This is a genomic window from Prauserella oleivorans (assembly GCF_042685745.1).
GTDB classification, from domain to species: Bacteria; Actinomycetota; Actinomycetes; order Mycobacteriales; family Pseudonocardiaceae; genus Prauserella_A; species Prauserella_A oleivorans.
In genome coordinates this window covers 5,255,770-5,272,651 of sequence record NZ_JBHUNT010000001.1, presented here as the reverse complement: position 1 = coordinate 5,272,651, position 16,882 = coordinate 5,255,770, and the positions used below count along the sequence as shown (strand labels likewise).

At 71.4% G+C, this 16,882-nt stretch carries 19 protein-coding genes; 12 read left to right on the top strand and 7 right to left on the bottom strand.

What is annotated here, in order from left to right; genetic code table 11:
- Positions 1–191: 191 nt before the first annotated feature.
- On the top strand, positions 192–704 hold the full coding sequence (locus tag ACFSZT_RS25955; RefSeq protein ID WP_377384705.1) for a hypothetical protein: 513 nt from the start codon (positions 192–194) through the stop codon (positions 702–704).
- 15 nt (positions 705–719) lie between these two features.
- On the opposite strand, the gene ACFSZT_RS25950 is transcribed toward ACFSZT_RS25955, so the two are convergent.
- Together ACFSZT_RS25950 and ACFSZT_RS25945 are read right to left on the bottom strand one after the other, a co-directional pair.
- On the bottom strand, positions 720–1,277 hold the full coding sequence (locus ACFSZT_RS25950; RefSeq protein WP_377384707.1) for an SRPBCC family protein: 558 nt from the start codon (positions 1,275–1,277) through the stop codon (positions 720–722).
- 8 nt (positions 1,278–1,285) lie between these two features.
- Positions 1,286–2,476, bottom strand: a complete 1,191-nt coding sequence (locus ACFSZT_RS25945) for a PQQ-dependent sugar dehydrogenase (RefSeq protein ID WP_377384709.1) — start codon at positions 2,474–2,476, stop codon at positions 1,286–1,288.
- A gap of 64 nt (positions 2,477–2,540) precedes the next feature.
- On the opposite strand from ACFSZT_RS25945, the gene ACFSZT_RS25940 reads away from it, so the two are divergent.
- Both ACFSZT_RS25940 and ACFSZT_RS25935 read left to right on the top strand, forming a co-directional pair.
- Positions 2,541–3,464, top strand: coding sequence for a 2-hydroxyacid dehydrogenase (locus ACFSZT_RS25940; protein WP_377384711.1), 924 nt, complete (start codon positions 2,541–2,543; stop codon positions 3,462–3,464).
- 82 nt (positions 3,465–3,546) lie between these two features.
- Positions 3,547–4,206: a DoxX family protein gene (locus ACFSZT_RS25935; protein ID WP_377384713.1), complete on the top strand. Its 660-nt coding sequence runs from the start codon at positions 3,547–3,549 to the stop codon at positions 4,204–4,206.
- Between the two features lie 66 nt (positions 4,207–4,272).
- Here ACFSZT_RS25935 and ilvD read toward each other — a convergent pair whose 3' ends face one another.
- The 4 genes from ilvD to ACFSZT_RS25915 form a co-directional block, all read right to left on the bottom strand.
- Positions 4,273–6,117: a dihydroxy-acid dehydratase gene (gene ilvD, locus ACFSZT_RS25930; protein ID WP_377384715.1), complete on the bottom strand. Its 1,845-nt coding sequence runs from the start codon at positions 6,115–6,117 to the stop codon at positions 4,273–4,275.
- A gap of 88 nt (positions 6,118–6,205) precedes the next feature.
- Complete coding sequence (locus ACFSZT_RS25925; RefSeq protein ID WP_377384717.1) at positions 6,206–6,328, bottom strand: hypothetical protein; 123 nt, start codon at positions 6,326–6,328, stop codon at positions 6,206–6,208.
- Between the two features lie 230 nt (positions 6,329–6,558).
- Positions 6,559–7,014: a hypothetical protein gene (locus ACFSZT_RS25920; RefSeq protein WP_377384719.1), complete on the bottom strand. Its 456-nt coding sequence runs from the start codon at positions 7,012–7,014 to the stop codon at positions 6,559–6,561.
- 111 nt (positions 7,015–7,125) lie between these two features.
- A complete protein-coding gene (locus ACFSZT_RS25915) occupies positions 7,126–7,632 on the bottom strand; it encodes a PH domain-containing protein (RefSeq protein ID WP_377384721.1) in 507 nt (168 codons plus the stop codon).
- 422 nt (positions 7,633–8,054) lie between these two features.
- Here ACFSZT_RS25915 and ACFSZT_RS25910 point away from each other — a divergent pair, with 422 nt between their 5' ends.
- From ACFSZT_RS25910 to ACFSZT_RS25880, 7 genes are all read left to right on the top strand, one after another.
- Entirely contained in the window at positions 8,055–9,806 is a 1,752-nt protein-coding gene (locus ACFSZT_RS25910) for an acetolactate synthase large subunit (RefSeq protein WP_377384722.1), read from the top strand.
- Positions 9,807–9,903: 97 nt separating this feature from the next.
- Positions 9,904–10,410 (top strand): acetolactate synthase small subunit, encoded by a 507-nt coding sequence (ilvN, locus tag ACFSZT_RS25905; RefSeq protein ID WP_377384724.1) that lies wholly within the window; start codon positions 9,904–9,906, stop codon positions 10,408–10,410.
- 60 nt (positions 10,411–10,470) lie between these two features.
- The gene (gene ilvC, locus ACFSZT_RS25900; RefSeq protein WP_377384726.1) at positions 10,471–11,484 is read left to right on the top strand and encodes a ketol-acid reductoisomerase; all 1,014 of its coding nucleotides are present in this window, start codon (positions 10,471–10,473) and stop codon (positions 11,482–11,484) included.
- A gap of 81 nt (positions 11,485–11,565) precedes the next feature.
- Positions 11,566–11,847, top strand: a complete 282-nt coding sequence (locus ACFSZT_RS25895) for a DUF397 domain-containing protein (protein ID WP_377384728.1) — start codon at positions 11,566–11,568, stop codon at positions 11,845–11,847.
- Positions 11,848–11,942: 95 nt separating this feature from the next.
- Positions 11,943–12,488: a TetR/AcrR family transcriptional regulator gene (locus ACFSZT_RS25890; RefSeq protein ID WP_377478363.1), complete on the top strand. Its 546-nt coding sequence runs from the start codon at positions 11,943–11,945 to the stop codon at positions 12,486–12,488.
- A gap of 109 nt (positions 12,489–12,597) precedes the next feature.
- Positions 12,598–14,193, top strand: a complete 1,596-nt coding sequence (gene serA, locus ACFSZT_RS25885) for a phosphoglycerate dehydrogenase (RefSeq protein WP_377384732.1) — start codon at positions 12,598–12,600, stop codon at positions 14,191–14,193.
- A 105-nt stretch (positions 14,194–14,298) separates the two neighbouring features.
- Positions 14,299–14,655: a S8 family serine peptidase gene (locus tag ACFSZT_RS25880; protein WP_377384734.1), complete on the top strand. Its 357-nt coding sequence runs from the start codon at positions 14,299–14,301 to the stop codon at positions 14,653–14,655.
- A 347-nt stretch (positions 14,656–15,002) separates the two neighbouring features.
- Here the strand turns inward: ACFSZT_RS25880 and ACFSZT_RS25875 are convergent, their stop codons facing one another.
- On the bottom strand, positions 15,003–15,218 hold the full coding sequence (locus ACFSZT_RS25875; protein ID WP_377384736.1) for a hypothetical protein: 216 nt from the start codon (positions 15,216–15,218) through the stop codon (positions 15,003–15,005).
- Positions 15,219–15,438: 220 nt separating this feature from the next.
- On the opposite strand from ACFSZT_RS25875, the gene ACFSZT_RS25870 reads away from it, so the two are divergent.
- Entirely contained in the window at positions 15,439–16,479 is a 1,041-nt protein-coding gene (locus ACFSZT_RS25870) for a 3-isopropylmalate dehydrogenase (RefSeq protein ID WP_377384738.1), read from the top strand.
- 96 nt (positions 16,480–16,575) lie between these two features.
- Complete coding sequence (locus ACFSZT_RS25865) at positions 16,576–16,776, top strand: hypothetical protein (protein WP_377384740.1); 201 nt, start codon at positions 16,576–16,578, stop codon at positions 16,774–16,776.
- Positions 16,777–16,882 lie beyond the last annotated feature (106 nt).

Here is a 16,882-nt window from a genome sequence, read left to right as displayed (position 1 = left end):
CCTTCTGGTGAATGACCCATTCACCACGGCGGCGCTGTCCTCCCGAGGACGACGCCGAGAACCCCCGGCGGTGCCGGTCGCGTGCGTGCACCAGGGGTTTCCGAGTCGCGGGGACGGTGTGCCGCGATGCCGGGTGTTCGGCACGGGACGGGTTGCCGGGTCGTCGTGAGGTTGCGCGGAGTGGTGGACACATGCTGAGCCGGGTTTCGTGGCGTGAGTGGGTGGGTCTCGGTGCGGGGCTGCTCGCCCTGGTCGCGCTGTTCCTGCCGTGGACGGTGCTGAGCTCCGGCAACCCCGACGTGCAGGCCGCGCTGGCAGAACTGCCCGCCGACGACGTGAGCCGGTCGGTGTGGCGGTCGACGTTCTTCGGCTGGTTCCCGCCGCTGCTGGTGCTCGCCGCCGGGGTGACGGTGGTGGCTGTCGGCCGCATCCCCGTCGTGCGCACCGGTGGGCTGCCGCAGCTGTGGCTGGTCGCCGCGGCGGTGGCGCTGGTGTCGGTCGTGCTCGGCTGGGTGCTCATCGACTGGCAGTTCGGCAGCGAGGAACGCGCTTTGCTCGCCGCGAGCGGCGTGTCGGTGGGGGCCGGCGCGGGCCGCTACCTCGGTGCCCTGGCGGTGGTCGCCTCGCTCGTCGCCGCCGTCCTGGACGTCCGGGCGCTGCGGGAGGAGTCTCGCCGTCCGCGCAAGGTCCCGCGCAGGCGCTGACGACCTGACGCCGGATCACGGCCGGTCCGCGTCCTGCGCGAGGTCCCTGACCCCGCGCAGGGTGCTCGCCATGCCGTTCCGCAGCATGCCGAGCCGCTGCTGGACGATCTCCCCCGCGCGGTCCGGCGCGCGGTCGACGGCCAGGCTGATCCCCGACCGCGCCGGGCCCAGCCGCACCCAATGACGCAGCGAGGTGCCGCCGTCCGCGGGCGTGAGGTCGAACCGCCACCGGGCCATCGGGCTCGCCGGGTCCACCACGGGCGGGCCGAAACGTCCGTCCGCGTCGCATACGGCCCACTCGAACGCGCGCGGGGCGTCCAGCTCGGTCACCACGGACACGGTCCGCCACGCACCGAGCAGCCCGTTCTCGTTGTGTCCCTCGAAGGTGGCGCCCAGCCGCGGGCCGGCGGCGTCGTCGAGCCACCGCACGTGCCGCAGCTCCGGGCTGAACCGGGCCGGCAGGTGGATGTCGGTCACGAGCTCCCACACCGTCGCCGCGTCCGCCGCGACCAGCAGCTCGCACTCCGCCGTGAGACCGTCCGGGTGCGGCACGCCGTGGCCCTGCCCAGTCACCGGATCCGTCAGTCGCGACCCGAACCGGAGGCGGGCTGGCGCACGATGAGCACCACCCGGTCGTCGCTGGACACCGGTTCGCCGCCGTCCTTGTTGATCGTGCCCGCGACGGCCACGTCCGGCGTCACGGGATCCAGCGAGCCGAGCTTGCCGTAGCTGGAGCCGTTGTCGCCGTCCATCGTCGTCTGTGGCTTGCCGCCCACGGAACCGTCCTCGGTGAGCGGCAGGTTCTGGACGTTGCCCGCGCCCTCCGTGGCGACGGCGATGACGTCGGTCCAGTCGGCGCAGCCGGTGACGCCCGGTTTGTCCGGCCACGTCCACGCCGGCACGGTCAGCGGCTTGCCCCGCTCGATGCGGTACAGCGCGTCCTGCCGCGGGCCCTGATCGGTGACCCACAGCCGTGCGCCGTCGGTGGTCTTGCACAGCCCGCCAGGCGTGGTCAGCCCCGATGCCAGCACAGGCGAGCCGGGCGTCGGGTTGCCCTCGGCGGGCTTGCCGCTGCCGTCGATTCGCAGCACCTTGCCCGCCAGCGAGCCGGGGTCGCGTGCCGTGGCCGGGTTGCCCGCGTTGCCGGTGGCGACGAGCAGCGCGCCCGAGCCGTCGGCGAGCAGTGCGCCCCGGTTGCCGCTCGGGCCCTTCGGGATGCCGGTGAGCACCGGTTTGGCCGGCTGGCCCTGCGCGAACCGTACGACCCGGTTGTCCGTGGGCGTCGTGATGTAGGCGTAGACGAGGCCGTCCTCGGCGTAGGTGGGAGACAGCGCGAGACCGGTCAGGCCGCCGTCGCCGCTCGGATCGACGTCGATGCGGGCGAACTCCGTTTTGTCGCCCTCGCTCCCGACGAGGAACACCCGGCCGCTGCGCCGCTCCCCGGCCAGCGCACTGATCACCGAACCGTCGGTGGGCAACGCGGCCACGGCGGCGACGGTGTCCAGGCACGTCGCGATCACGGCTTTGTCGAAGTCGGTGCAGCCGTTCGGCGGGGGCACCGACGTCTCCGACGGCGACGGCTCGCTGGGCACGGCCGGTGTGCCGGCCTCGGGAAGCTCGGGCTGCGGGCCCGCCTCGGGGGTCAGCTCCGGCGCGGGCGTCCAGTTCTGTCCCGCTGCGCTGTCGTCGAACTCGGCGCAGCCGGACAGCAGGAGCGCGCCGCTGGCCAGCAGGGCCAGCGGCCACGACCTTCTCGCCGGCCGAGTCCGCACGGTGTCCGAGCGTAGGCGGCGGCTCGTGAGCCTCGGGTAAGCGGGGCGGTGGGCATGGGCCACGATGGGAGCCGTGACGATCACGGTGCTGGTCCCCGACGACGACGGCATGGCGGCCCTGGGGGAGGTCGACGGCCTGCGGCCGGTGCGTTACACGGTCGGTGAGCCGCTGCCGGACGAGGCCGCCGGCGCCGAGGTCCTCATCCCCGGGCCGGGCCTGGCCCAGCAGGCGGGCCCGGTGCTCGCCGGCCTGCCGAGACTCCGGCTGATCCAGCTGCTCAGCGCGGGCGCCGAGGCCTGGATCGACATCCTGCCGCCCGGCGTCCTGCTGTCGACCTGCCGGGGCGCCCACGGCGGCAGCACCGCCGAATGGGTGGTGGCCGTGCTGCTGTCGATGTACCGGGAACTGGACAGCTTCGTCCAGGCCCACCGGGACGGTCGGTGGGCGCCGCACGGCACGGACACGCTGCAGGGAAAGCGGGTCCTCGTCGTCGGGGCGGGCGATGTCGGACGGCAGCTGCGCCGCAAACTCGAACCGTTCGACGTCCGGGTCACGATGGTCGGCTTCTCCGCCCGTGAGGGTGTGCATGCCGTCGACGACCTGCCCGGCCTGCTCGGCGCTGCCGACGTCGTGGTGTTGCTGGTGCCGCTCACCTCGCGCACGCGCGGCATGGTCGATTCGGAGTTCCTCGCCGCGATGCCCGACGGTGCCGTGCTCGTCAACGCCGCGCGCGGGCCCGTGGTCGACACGGACGCGTTGTGCTCCGAGCTGTCGGCCGGCCGCCTGCGCGCCGCCCTCGACGTGACCGACCCGGAGCCGCTGCCGGAGGGCCATCCGTTGTGGACCGTGCCCGGCCTCGTGCTCACCCCGCACGTGGCCGGTGCGGTGCGTGGCTCGCGGGCGCGGTCCTACGCCGTCGTGGTGGCCGAATTGCGGCGCTACGTCGACGGCGAGCTCCCCGAGAACTTGGTGCACGGCGAGTACTGAGCCGCAGTCTTCACGGGCGGATCGCGTGGGAGTGCCGCGAATCGGACGCGTCGCCGGCGCGAATGCTCTACTCTGCGCGCGCATGAGCACTCGCGACGAGTTCGATTCCCCCACGACGAAGTTCGACGCCGGCGCGTTCGACGGCTCCGGTTTCTCCGCCGACCCCGCCGGAGCGGGCTCGGCAAGCCTGCTGGCCGACGTGGAGGAGCCCGGCACCGCGGGCGCCGAACCCGACCGCTGGCACGCCGGCCTGGACATCGGTCTGCTGGTGCTCCGGCTCGGCCTCGGCATCACGATGGGCGCGCACGGCCTGCAGAAGCTCTTCGGCCTGTTCGGCGGGCAGGGCATCGACGGGTTCGCGCAGGCGCTCGCCGGCATGGGCTACAGGGACCAGACCACGCTGCTGGCGTGGATCACGGCGCTGGCGGAGGTCGGCGGGGGCGTCCTGCTGGTGCTCGGGCTGTTCACGCAGCTGGGGGCCGCGGCCATCCTCGGCGTGGCGGCCAACATCGTCTACGTGAAGTACCAGGCGAACGGCGGCTTCTTCACCAGTGCCGACGGGCTGGGCTTCGAGTACGAACTGTTCCTCGGCGTCACGGCGCTGGCGTTGCTGTTCACCGGGTCCGGCCGCGCGGCGCTGGACAAGAACACGCCGTGGCGGCGCAAACCCGGCACGTTCGGGGTGCTGGGTCTGCTGCTGGCCGCGGCGGCGTCGACGGTGGTGATCGTGCTCTTCCGCTGACCTGCGACAACGACGAACGGGCGCCTCACGGTCGTGGGGCGCCCGTTCGCGTGCGAAAAGCCGAAACTACTTGGTGACGTCGCGGACCGCGCCGGTGTCGGCCGAGGTGGCCATGCGCGCGTAGGCGCGCAGCGCGGCGGTCACCGGGCGCTGCCGGTCCACCGGCTGCCACGGCCGCTCGCTGGCCTCCATCTTGGCGCGGCGCTCGGCGAGCACCTCGTCGTCCACGAGCAGTTCGAGCTTGCGCTCGTGCACGTCGATGAGAATCTGGTCGCCGTCCTGCACCAGGCCGATCACGCCGCCCGCGGCCGCCTCAGGCGAGATGTGGCCGACCGAGATGCCCGACGACCCGCCGGAGAACCGCCCGTCGGTGATGAGCGCGCACACCTTGCCGAGCCCGGCGCCCTTGAGAAACGCCGTGGGGTGCAGCATCTCCTGCATTCCCGGGCCGCCTGCCGGGCCCTCGTACCGCACGACGAGCACGTCACCCGGCTGCACCTGCTTGCCGAGGATGGCCGACACGGCCTCCTCCTGGCTCTCGACCACCCGGGCCGGGCCCTGGAAGTGCCACAGCTCCTCGTCGATGCCGGCCGACTTGATGACGGCCCCGTTCTCGGCGAGGTTCCCGCGCAGCACGGCGAGCCCGCCGTCGGCGGTGTAGGCGTGCGCGATGTCGCGGATGCAGCCGTTCTCGGCGTCGGTGTCCAAGGAGGACCAGCGGTTGTCCGTGGAGAACGCCTCCGTGGTGCGCACGCCGCCCGGCGCCGCGTGGAACAGCTCGACGGCCTCCGGTGACGGCGACTCCCCGCGAATGTCCCACGTGGACAGCCACTCCACCAGCGAGGGGGAGTGAACCGCGTGCACGTCGGTGTTGAGCAGTCCCGCGCGGTGGAGCTCACCGAGGATGGCCGGGATTCCGCCCGCCCGGTGGACGTCCTCCATGTGGTAGTCGGAGTTGGGGGCCACCTTGGACAGACACGGCACGCGACGGCCGATCCGGTCTATGTCGTCGATGGTGAAATCGACCTCGCCCTCCTGCGCGGCGGCGAGGATGTGCAGCACCGTGTTGGTGGAACCGCCCATCGCCATGTCCAGTGCCATGGCGTTCTCGAACGCCTTCTTCGACGCGATCGAGCGCGGCAGCACGCTCTCGTCGTCCTGCTCGTACCAGCGCTTGGCCAGCTCGACCACGATCCGGCCCGCGCCGGTGAAGAGGTCCCGGCGGGCGGCGTGGGTGGCGAGCGTGGAGCCGTTGCCGGGCAGCGACAGCCCCAGCGCCTCGGTGAGGCAGTTCATCGAGTTGGCGGTGAACATGCCCGAGCACGAGCCGCAGGTGGGGCAGGCCGACCGTTCGACGGTGGCCAGTCCCTCGTCGTCCACAGCGGAGTTGGCGGACGCGGAGATCGTCGTGATGAGGTCGGTCGGGGCGTGCGCGACACCGTCGACGACGACGGCCTTGCCCGCCTCCATCGGCCCGCCCGAGACGAACACGGTCGGGATGTTGAGCCGCATCGCGGCGTTGAGCATCCCGGGCGTGATCTTGTCGCAGTTGGAGATGCACACGAGCGCGTCGGCCTGGTGCGCGTTGACCATGTACTCCACGGAGTCGGCGATGATCTCGCGCGACGGCAGCGAGTACAGCATCCCGCTGTGGCCCATGGCGATGCCGTCGTCGACGGCGATGGTGTGGAACTCCCGCGCGACGCCGCCTGCCTCGCGCACCGCGTCGGCCACGATCTCGCCGAGGTCCTTGAGGTGGACGTGCCCCGGCACGAACTGGGTGTAGGAGTTGGCGATCGCGACGATCGGCTTGCCGAAGTCGCTGTCGGTCATCCCGGTCGCACGCCACAGGGAGCGGGCCCCGGCGGCGTTGCGGCCGTGGGTCGTGGTACGGGAGCGCAGAGCAGGCATGGTCGCCAGGTTACGCCCGGCGTCGATCACGCCCGCATGGTGGCGGGATTTCCCGCGATGTGGACAAGAAGGCGCCGTGCGCCCGGCCTCAGGCGGAGGCGGTGTTCGGGTGGATCGCGGCGCCGAAGAGCGCGCCCGCCAGGTGCAGGACGAGCGACTCGAGCAGGTGGGCGCCGATCCTGGCGAGGACGCCTGCGAAGAACTCGGCCATCGTGGACTCCTGACACAGTGGGGTCGTACGCCCGCCACGGTCGCTCGGCGGGACAAGCCGCACGGCAACGGCAGGTTGCGTCCGGATGAAGCCCGGGGGAACTCGAGACGGACTCGCCTCGGCTGGTGGCCGTGAGGCGTCAGGGCGTGGTGCCGGGGTGATCGGCCGCGAGCGCCCGGCCGCGCTGACGTGTGGCGGGATGGACTCGCGTCGGGAACCGTCGGACCGGGTCAGGTGGTGGCGGTGCCGCGTTTGGCGGCCGGCTTGCGTTTCCGTCCGGCCGCGGCGGCGGGCACGGCTGCCGGAACGGCCGTCTCACCCTGCGGCAGCGCGCTGCGGCGGGGTCCGGTCTCCTGGCCGGCGCCCTCCCGGGCGGCGACGGCGGTGCCCACCCCGATGGCCAGCGCCACGGGCCACTCGATGACCTCCAGAGCCGCCAGCACCGCGAGACCGCCGAAGTAGGCGGCCTTGCGCGGCGAGGGCAGGTAGGTCCCCGCCGTGCGGGCCGCGGCGGTGATCTCGTCGCGGTCCAGCACCCGTGGTCTGGGCAGACGCGGCCTGGGGAAGCGCGGCAGATGCACATCGGGAGCCCGGAACTCGGCGGTGACGAACGGCAGGCGCACGGTCGCCGTGCGCGGGGTGTGGTCCGTTCGTGAGGTCGTTCCCGTCGCGGCGTCGGCGGTCATGGCGCCCTCCTCGCGGAGTGGGAGCACGTACCTCTGTCCAGTGAACCCCACTCGGGTGGGGCCTGCCACCAGCGCGGCCGGTTTTCCTGTCGCGACGGGGATTGTGCGGGGTCAGGCCTGGCGCTCGACGGCGCCGGCGGGCTCGGAGTCGCCGTCCCCGGCGGCCCTGGCGGTCTCGGCGGCCTCGGACTCGCCCGAGGAGGCCGGCTGTTCCCCGGTCAGCACACCGGACGGGTCGGCGATCCGTCCGCCGCTCACGAGCGAGAGCACGGGCAGGTGCCGGGTGCGCACGGCGGGCAGCGCGACCTTGCCGCCGTCGGAGAGCACGGCCTGCACCTTCGACTTCGGGGTGATGGCGAGCCCCTTCAGCGCACTCCAGGGCAGCGTCCGCGTGGTGAACACCGTCCGCACCGTGAGCCCCTCGGCCGTCGCGGTGGTGCGGGTGCGGATCACCCACACCGTGACCCCGATGGGAATGAGGTAGAGCACCTGGAGCCCGGGCAGCGCGAACGCGGCCGGGGTCACGCAGAACAGCAGGATGATGACGCTCAGCAAAGCCGTCGCCGGAATGCGGAAGACGGCGTGCGGTGGGGTGTCCCGCCGGGGTTCTTCTGCCACACCACGATGGTGCCACCGCCGGCGCCCGGTGACCGACTCCGGGGCACGCCGCCGGCGCGGGGTTCCAGTATCCGGAATCACCATCTCGCAGAGTTGACACTCTTGACACACAGCGATTACCGTCATCGCCGTGACACCGCAGATCATTCTCGTACTTCCCAAGCGCGTCGACGCTTAGGAAGTCACTTCTGCGTCGACGCGCGACCCTCGTGCGACCACCATGGTCGGCGGGGGTTTTTTGATGTCCGGACCCGACCGGTGACAACCGAAGAACCCGCCAGCACCAAGAACCCACGAGGCAGAAATCGATGACAAGCGCGACCTCGCGATCGGAATCGAACGCCGGGCCCGGCCCGGCGGCATCGAGTCAGCCCAGTCAGCCAGGAGGCCGTCCGAAGCCGGCGCCGCCCGCAGGAACACCCGTGCGGGTGACGGGAGCACAGTCGCTCGTGCGCTCGCTCGAGGCGGTCGGGGTGGAGGTCGTCTTCGGCATTCCGGGCGGGACGATCCTGCCCGCCTACGACCCGCTGCTCGACTCGACGAAGGTCCGCCACGTCCTCGTCCGGCATGAGCAGGGCGCGGGGCACGCGGCCACCGGGTACGCGCAGGCGACCGGCAAGGTGGGTGTCTGCATGGCCACCTCCGGCCCGGGCGCCACGAACCTGGTGACGCCGCTGGCCGACGCCAACATGGACTCCGTGCCGGTGGTCGCCATCACCGGGCAGCAGACGCGGGGCCTGATCGGCACCGACGCGTTCCAGGAAGCCGACATCTGCGGCATCACGATGCCGATCACCAAGCACAACTTCCTCGTCACCGACCCGGCCGACATCCCGCGGGTGATCGCCGAGGCGTTCCACCTCGCGGGCACCGGCCGGCCGGGACCGGTGCTGGTGGACATCCCGAAGGACGTGCTGCAGGAGACCACCTCGTTCTCCTGGCCGCCGGAGACCCGGCTGCCCGGCTACCGCCCGACGCTGCGCCCGCACGGCAAGCAGGTGCGCGAAGCGGCCCGGCTGATCTCCGCCTCGCGCCGTCCGGTGCTCTACGTCGGGGGCGGCGTCCTCAAGGCCGAGGCGTCCGAACAGTTGCGCGAGCTCGCCGAGCTGACGGGCATTCCCGTGGTGACCACCCTCATGGCGCGCGGTGCGTTCCCGGACTCGCACCGCCAGCACCTCGGCATGCCCGGCATGCACGGTTCGGTGGCGGCGGTGGCGGCCATGCAGCGGTCGGACCTGCTCGTGGCGCTCGGTGCCCGGTTCGACGACCGGGTCACCGGCAGGCTGGACTCGTTCGCGCCCGACGCGACCGTCGTGCACGCCGACATCGACCCGGCCGAGATCTCCAAGAACCGCAAGGCCGACGTGCCGATCGTGGGGGATTGCGCCGAGATCATCCGCGAGCTGATCGAGGCCGTGAAGGCCGAGCACGACCGTGGTGACCGGGCCGACCTCACCGCGTGGTGGACGCAGATCGACGCGTGGCGCGACACCTTCCCCGCCGGTTACGAGTGGCCGGATGACGGCACGCTCGCGCCGCAGTACGTCATCGAGCGCATCGGTGAACTCGTCGGGCCCGACGCGTACTACGCCGCGGGAGTCGGCCAGCACCAGATGTGGGCTGCGCAGTTCATCAAGTACGAGAACCCGCGCACGTGGATCAACTCCGGTGGCCTCGGCACCATGGGCTTCGCCGTGCCCGCCGCGATGGGCGCCAAGTTCGGCCGCCCGGACAAGCAGGTGTGGGCCATCGACGGCGACGGCTGCTTCCAGATGACCAACCAGGAACTGGCCACGTGCGCCATCGAGGGCGCGCCGATCAAGGTCGCCGTCATCAACAACGGAAACCTCGGCATGGTCCGGCAGTGGCAGAACCTCTTCTACTCCGAGCGGTACTCCAACACCGACCTCGGCACCCACAAGCACCGCATTCCCGACTTCGCGCTGCTGGCCGAAGCACTCGGCTGCGCCGGGCTGCGTTGCGAGACGAAGGAAGAGGTCGACGAGGTCATCAAGCGCGCGATGGCCATCAACGACCGCCCTGTCGTGATCGACTTCGTCGTCGGCAAGGATGCACAGGTGTGGCCGATGGTGGCCGCAGGCACCAGCAACGACGAGATCATGGCCGCGCGCGGCATCCGGCCGCTCTTCGACGACGACGAGGTGTCGCGATGAGCACCGTGGAGCCGACGCACCGAACGCCGGGGTCGACCCGGTCCGCAGGCGCACCGGCGCCGTCGCGGACCGATGAACGAAGGGAGCACGAACGCTCATGAGCATGCACACGCTCAGCGTCCTGGTCGAGAACGTCCCTGGCGTGCTCGCCCGCGTTTCCGGCCTGTTCTCCCGCCGGGGCTTCAACATCGAGTCCCTCGCCGTCGGGCCCACGGAGAACCCCAAGGTGTCCCGGATGACGATCGTGGTCGCCGTCGAAGAGCAACCGCTCGAACAGGTGACCAAGCAGCTCAACAAGCTCGTCAACGTCATCAAGATCGTGGAGCTCGACCCGGCCAGCTCCGTGCAGCGGGATCTGCTGCTCGTGAAGGTCCGGGCCGACGCCACCGTGCGCAGTCAGGTCCTGGAGGCCGTGCAGTTGTTCCGGGCGAAGGTCGTCGACGTCTCGCCCGAGGCGCTCACCATCGAGGCCACCGGCACGCACGACAAGCTGAACGCGCTGATGCGCATGCTGGAACCGTACGGTGTGCGCGAGCTCGTGAAATCCGGCATGGTCGCCCTCGGCCGGGGTGCCCGGTCGATCACGGCGACGGCGACGCGCTGACGTCGCCCGCCCGCCCCCGCTGAGCCAAGCGAAGAAAACCGAAAGGAAGTACCACCCCTCATGTCAGTCGAAATCTTCTACGACGACGACGCCGATCTGAGCATCATCCAGGGTCGCAAGGTCGCCGTGATCGGGTACGGCAGCCAGGGTCACGCGCACGCGCTGAGCCTGCGCGACTCCGGGGTCGATGTCCGCATCGGTCTGCCCGAGGGGTCGAAGTCGCGCGCCAAGGCCGAGGAGGAGGGCCTGCGGGTGCTCACCCCGGCGGAGGCGTCCGCCGAGGCCGACCTGATCATGGTCCTCGCGCCGGACACGAAGCAGCGCTTCATCTACGCCGAGGACATCGAGCCGAACCTGAAGGACGGCGACGCGCTGTTCTTCGGCCACGGCTTCAACATCCGCTACGACCTCATCAAGCCGCCGTCCAATGTGGATGTCGCGATGGTGGCGCCGAAGGGCCCGGGGCACCTGGTGCGCAGGCAGTTCGTGGACGGCAAGGGCGTGCCGTGCCTGATCGCCGTCGAGCAGGACCCGAGCGGCAACGCGCAGGCGCTGGCGCTCTCCTACGCCGCCGCCATCGGCGGTGCGCGCGCGGGCGTCATCAAGACGACGTTCAAGGAGGAGACCGAGACCGACCTCTTCGGTGAGCAGTCGGTGCTCTGCGGTGGCGCGTCGGCGCTCGTGCAGACCGGCTTCGAGGTACTCACCGAGGCCGGATACGCCCCGGAGATCGCCTACTTCGAGGTGCTGCACGAGCTCAAGCTGATCGTCGACCTCATGTACGAGGGCGGCATCGCCCGCATGCGGTACTCGATTTCCGACACCGCCGAGTACGGCGACCTCACGAGGGGCCCGCGGGTCATCGCGCCCGAGGTGAAGGAGAACATGAAGGCGATCCTGCGCGAGATCCAGGACGGCACCTTCGCCCGCGAGTGGGTCGGCGAGGACGAGGCCGGACGGCCGAACTTCGCGAAGCTGCGCGAGGCCGGCGAGAAGCACCCGATCGAGGAGACCGGTGCCAAGCTGCGCGGTCTGATGTCGTGGGTGGACCGGCCGATCACCGAGACCGCCTGACGCGACGGCGACGACGTCCCGGAAAGCCCCCGAGGGAGCGCCCTTGGGGGCTTTCCGATGTCGTGACTACGGTGGCGGCCTATGACGGAGCACACTCCGCGAGGCACCGAGGGTGACGGCCCCACCGACAAGGCTCGCCTGGCCGAGACCCTGGACCTCCGGGCCGCGCAGTGGCGTCGCGTGCAGCCGCGGGGCGAGACGGTCGAGTACGCGTTCGTCCCGCACAGCGACGGGGTCACGTACGTGGCGCTGCGGCATTCGGCCCGCCCGGAGCAGCCGGTACTGGTGTTCACACCATCTGAATGGGACGCCTTCCTGGCCGGGGTGCGGGACGGCGAGTTCGACCGGCCCGCGACCGGCTGAGCGGCGGCGTGTCACCCACTAGGGTTGGAGGAGACCTCCGGTTCCTGTACCCGACGACCTCGGAGGACGCCATGCGCACGACCGGCCGCCGGCCCATGAGAGCCGACGCACGCCGGAACTACGAACGCCTGCTCGTCGAGGCGACGGATCTCTTCGCGCGGCACGGCGTCGACGCCTCGCTGGAGGATGTCGCCAAGGCGGCGGGTGTCGGCATCGGGACGCTGTACCGGCACTTCCCGAGCCGGGACGCGCTCATCGAGGCCCTGCTGCGCACCCGGTTCGACTCGCTGGCCGCCACGGCCGAGCACCTGCTCCGGCACCCCTCGCCCGCGGAGGCCGTGCGGATCTGGGCCAGGGGTTTCGCCGAGACGGCCACGACGTTCCACGGGCTCGTCCGGCACATGGCGCACGCGCTGAAGGACGAGGGATCCCAGCTCTTCGCCGCCTGCCGCCGCTCGCGGGAGTCGGCGGGCAGGCTGCTGCGCAGGGCGCAGGAGAGCGGTGAGTACCGCGCCGATCTCGACCCCGACGACTTCGTCCTGCTCGTGCAGTCCGTCGCGTGGGCGAGCGAGCACACGCACGACGACGGCTCACTCGATCGGCTGCTGTCTCTCGTTGTGGACGGATTGCGGCCGCGTTAACGCCGGAAGCTAGACTGCGGCTGTCGAGGGCACAGCGCCGTGTCCCCGGAGCGCGTCTGCGACACGGACTCCGCGACTCGAACGACAGCCGAGCTATGAAAGGCGCATCGTGACCAATTCCACCAAGCCAGTCGTTCTCCTCGCCGAAAAGCTCGCTCCCTCCGCGGTGAGCGTCTTCTCCGACGAGGTCGAAGTCCGGCACGTGGACGGCACCGACCGCCCCGCCCTGCTCGACGCCGTGAAGACCGCCGACGCGCTCCTGGTGCGATCCGCCACGAAGGTCGACGCCGAGGTCCTCAACGCCACGAACACCCTCAAGGTCGTCGCGCGCGCCGGTGTCGGCCTCGACAACGTCGACGTTCCCGCCGCCACCGAGCGTGGCGTGCTGGTGGTCAACGCGCCGACGTCCAACATCGTCTCCGCCGCCGAGCACGCCGTCGCGCTGCTGCTGGCGGTGGCCCGCCGCGTTCCCGCCGCCGACCAGAGCCTGCAGGCGGGCGAGTGGAAGCGCAGCGCCTACACCGGTGTCGAGCTCAACGGCAAGACCATCGGCGTGGTGGGCTTCGGCAAGATCGGTCAGCTGGTCTCGCAGCGGCTCGCCGCGTTCGACACCAAGCTGATCGCCTACGACCCCTACACCTCCGCCGCCCGCGCCGCGCAGCTCGGCGTGGAGCTCGTGTCGCTCGACGAGCTGCTGCAGCGGGCGGACGCCATCTCGATCCACCTGCCGAAGACGCCTGAGACGAAGGGCCTCATCGACGCCGCGGCCCTCGCCAAGACGAAGAAGGGCGTCATCATCGTCAACGCGGCCCGGGGTGGCCTGGTCGACGAGCAGGCGCTGGCCACCGCGATCCGCGAGGGACACGTCGGCGGCGCGGGCATCGACGTGTTCGAGAAGGAGCCGGCCACCGAGAGCCCGCTGTTCGGGCTGCCCAATGTCGTGGTGACCCCGCACCTCGGTGCCTCCACGGTCGAGGCGCAGGACCGCGCGGGCACCGACGTCGCGCGCTCGACGCTGCTGGCGCTGCGCGGCGACTTCGTGCCGGACGCCGTGAACGTCGCGGGCGGCAAGGTCACCGAGGAGGTCCGGCCGTACCTGCCGCTGGCGCAGAAGCTGGGCACCGTCCTCTCGGCGTTCAGCTCCCAGGCGCCGCAGTCGGTGTCGGTGGTGGCCAGCGGCGAGTTGTCCGGGGAGGACGTCAGCGTGCTGCAGCTCGCGGCGCTGCGCGGCGTCTTCTCGAACGTGGTCGAGGACCAGGTGACGTTCGTGAACGCGCCGCGGCTGGCCGAGGAGCTCGGCGTGGAGGTCAGCGTCACCACCGAGCCGGAGAGCCCGCACTACCGCAGCCAGCTGACCGTTCGCGCCGTGCAGGCCGACGGCACCGTGCACACGGTGTCGGGTGCGGTCACCGGCAAGGAGGAGATCGAGAAGCTGGTCGAGGTCAACGGCCGGCACTTCGACATCCGCGCCGAGGGTCACATGCTGCTCATGGAGTACCCGGACCGGCCGGGCATCATGGGCCGCGTCGGCACGCTGCTGGGCGAGGCCGGGATCAACATCGAGGCCGCGCAGATCAGCCAGACCACGGACCGCTCCGACGCGGTGATGCTGCTCCGCGTCGACCGCACGGTGGACGCGCACCTGCTCGAGCCGATCGGGGCGACCGTCAACGCGAAGGCCATCCGCGCGATCACATTCGCATAACGCACGACCCGGCTCGTGTGCCCCCTGTGGTCGGGTCCCGACCGGACGTCATCCGTCTGATCGTCGTCGAGCTCGCCGTCTCGCGGCCGCGGCGACCTCTACGACGTGCGCGGGTCACCCGGTAGCACCCCGGAGGCGCTCAGCGTTGCCGGCACGCGGCCGGTGGTCTTTAGCTCGTCCGTGGATCACTTCGTCGTCGGGCTCGCGGGCAACGTGCCGGCCCTCCCGTCGAGGACTACTCCATTGTGGACACGTCGAGCGTGGTCACCGCACGTGGCATGCGCGGCCCGGCGATCGAACCGGACGTCGCCGCATCCGGCGACACCCTCATGTCGGCGCTCTCCGGCAACGGGTCCGGGGCGCGCCGTGTCGTCCGGCACCTTGATGGCCGCGCCGCACACGGCAGGTGTGGCGGCGCTCCTGCGGCAGACGCATGTGACGATGTGCTGGCGTCCACGCTGACCGACGGGGGAGCGCTCCGATCGGAACGGTCGAAGTGGACCGGCCGATGGCACCGCGCAAGACGATCCGGTGGTCAACAAGGGCGACCAGAGCAGCGAGTACTCGGTGGCTTACCGGGCCGCGACCACGATGCCCCGTGTTCGGTTCGATCTGTCGCGGTGGCCGGTGTTCGTGCCCGCCGGGGGGAGCGCGCGCACGTCGCCCTGACCCAACGCAAGACGATCCCGGCGCCTGCGCAAGATTCCGGACCCGGCGGTCGAGACCACCGGCGTGGGCAGCCAGGCGTACCGGTCACCGGTGCGTCCGCCGTGACCATGGATCACCGACACCGTGGGCGTCGCCGGGTTCTACGGCGACTCCGAGACCGGGCTCGTCGACGCGGTGAGCCCGGCCTGCACGGTCCACGGTCCCGGCGAACCCGCGCTGTCCTGTCTCGGCGAGCCCGGGCGTTCCTGGTCGTCACGAGAGCGGAGGAGCCGGAGCGGGACGAGCCCGTGCTCGGGCTGCTCGCGCTGAGCCACCACAACGGCTCGGGCGAGCGCGCGAAGGCCGTCAGCGGGCATGCCGCCGACCGGCGGCCGGTGCCGGCCGGCTGGGCCGCCCTCCGGCGACGCCCGGGACAGCGGAGCGCCACCAGTGGGTGGGATGCCGTCCCGCGACTGCGGCGTTGGGGTGGTCGTGCTTCGGTCGATTGTCGACGGCCGGTAACCTGCCGTCGCTGGAGTTCGATGCGAATGGGGTACCCGCCGGCGACGGTGGCCCCCGATTGACGGAGGTGTGTGGATGCGGCTCGCTGTGATCCCCGGCGACGGGATCGGGCCCGAGGTGGTCGCCGAGGCACTCAAGGTACTCGGCGAGGTCGTGCCGAACGCCGAGACGACCAACTACGACCTCGGCGCGTCCCGCTGGCACGCGACGGGCGAACTGCTGCCCGAATCCGTTCTGGGTGAACTCCGTCAGCACGACGCGATCCTGCTCGGCGCCGTCGGCGACCCGAGCGTGCCCAGCGGCATCCTCGAGCGCGGTCTGCTCCTGCGCCTGCGGTTCGAACTCGACCACCACGTCAACCTGCGCCCGGCGCGGCTGTACCCGGGTGTGCGCGGGCCGCTGGGCGACCCCGGTGAGATCGACATGGTCGTCGTCCGGGAAGGCACCGAGGGCCCGTACGCCGGCAACGGCGGCCTGCTGCGCAAGGACACCGAGCACGAGATCGCCACCGAGGTCAGCCTCAACACGGCGTTCGGCATCCGCCGGGTCGTCTCCGACGCGTTCAAGCGCGCCGAGGAGCGTCCGCGCAAGCACCTCACGCTGGTGCACAAGACCAACGTCCTGGAGCACGCGGGGTCGTTGTGGTCGCGCATCGTCGAGGAGGTCTCGCTCGAGCACCCCGAGGTCAGCGTCGCCTACTCGCACGTGGACGCCGCGACGATCCACCTGGTCACCGACCCGGGCCGGTTCGACGTGATCGTCACCGACAACCTGTTCGGCGACATCATCACCGACCTGGCCGCCGCGGTGACCGGCGGTATCGGCCTCGCCGCCAGCGGCAACCTCGACATCACCGGCCGTAACCCGAGCATGTTCGAGCCGGTGCACGGCAGCGCTCCCGACATCGCCGGGCAGAACCTGGCCGACCCGACCGCCGCCGTGCTGTCGGTGTCGCTGCTGCTCGACCACCTCGGCGAGAAGGAGGCGGCGCGCCGGATCGAGGCGTCGGTGGCCTTCGACCTCGCCACCCGCGACCAGGCGTCGCCGGGCTCGACGCAGGCGATCGGCGACCGGCTGGCCGCGTTGGTGTCGTCCAACGCCCGCCAGGCGGGCTGACCCGCCACCACGTCGCGAGGGCACCTCGGTCCACCGGGCCGGGGTGCCCTCGTCGTTGCGGGGTGTGGTCGCGGCCCGGCGGGGAACCCTGTGCGCATGAAGGCATGGTTGCGCAGGCTGCTCGCCCGGCGGCAGCCCGCGGAGTCGACAGCTCCGGAGGCCGACGCGGCTACCGATCCCGCCGTGTCCAAGACACGTCCGGCCGGTGAGTCCTCGCCCGCCGTGGGCCGCACGGCAGGCGAGGACGACGCGGGCTACGCGGCGGAGCAGGGCGCCGAACGCAGGCAGCAGGACTGAGCCCTGGACGCGTCCACTCTCTGAGATAGGTGCCCACACGTTGGGCAGCGGTCGGGAGTGTGGCATGATGCGTGACGTGCAGACGCTTCGCGTGATCATTATCGGC